The sequence below is a fragment of the Rhodococcus sp. T2V genome, from assembly GCF_029269925.1.
GTDB classification, from domain to species: Bacteria; Actinomycetota; Actinomycetes; order Mycobacteriales; family Mycobacteriaceae; genus Rhodococcus_F; species Rhodococcus_F koreensis.
On record NZ_JARJBD010000328.1, the window covers coordinates 1 to 859 of the forward strand.

Consider the following 859-nt stretch of genomic DNA (forward strand, 5'->3'; position numbering starts at 1 on the left):
TGGACGCGCGGCAGTTGCGGTACTTCCTGGCGGTGGTCGATCAGGGTGGAATCAACCGCGCGGCGGAAACACTGCTGATCGCGCAGCCGTCCCTCTCGCAGTCGATATCCGCGCTCGAACGGGAACTGGGGGTGCCGCTCTTCCACCGCGTCGGACGCCGGCTGGTACTCAGCGACGCCGGCGAAACACTCGTCGGCCCGGCCCGGGTGGTGCTGCGCGACCTCGAGGACGCGAAGGCGTCCGTCGATGCGCTGAAGGGACTGCGTGCCGGCCGCGTCGACCTGATCACGATGCCGTCACCCGGGATCGAACCCCTCACCACGATCCTCACCAGTTTCAGCCGCACCTATCCGTCGGTCACCGTCAACGCCGAGGCGGCGTTCACACCCGAGGAGGTTCTGCACGCCGTGCGCACCGGCGTCTGCGAGGTCGGGATCCTCGGTTCCCCCGCCGCGGTGCGTGCCCCCGAACTCGACGTCGTCGCGCTGGAAAGCCAGCCGCTGATCCTCATCTCCGGGCCGGGCGCCGAAACGCCGGAGCGCCCGGAGATTCGGAGATCGGAGCTGTCCGGATTCCGGTTGATCGTGTCGCAGCGGGGGTCGTTGATGCGGACCCTCGTCGACGAGGTGCTCGCCAGCGGCGTCGCGGCCACCATCGTCGCCGAGGTCGCGCACCGCACGTCGATCCTGCCGATGGTGCTCAGCGGATTCGGCCAGGCCGTCATGCCGTCGTCCTGGGCGCCGTCGGCGCGGCAGGCGGGCGCCACCGTGCACCGCATCGTCCCCGAGTCGTACCTCCACGTCGCCGCCGTCTGCCGGCAGAGCCACCTCACGCCACCCGCGCGGACGCTCATGGACGA

General features: G+C 70.3%; 1 protein-coding gene. It reads left to right on the plus strand.

Annotated elements, in window-relative coordinates; all coding sequences use genetic code 11:
- Positions 1 to 859 (plus strand): LysR family transcriptional regulator (locus tag P3H15_RS54180; protein ID WP_276144854.1); only part of this gene is annotated, 859 nt, incomplete at both ends.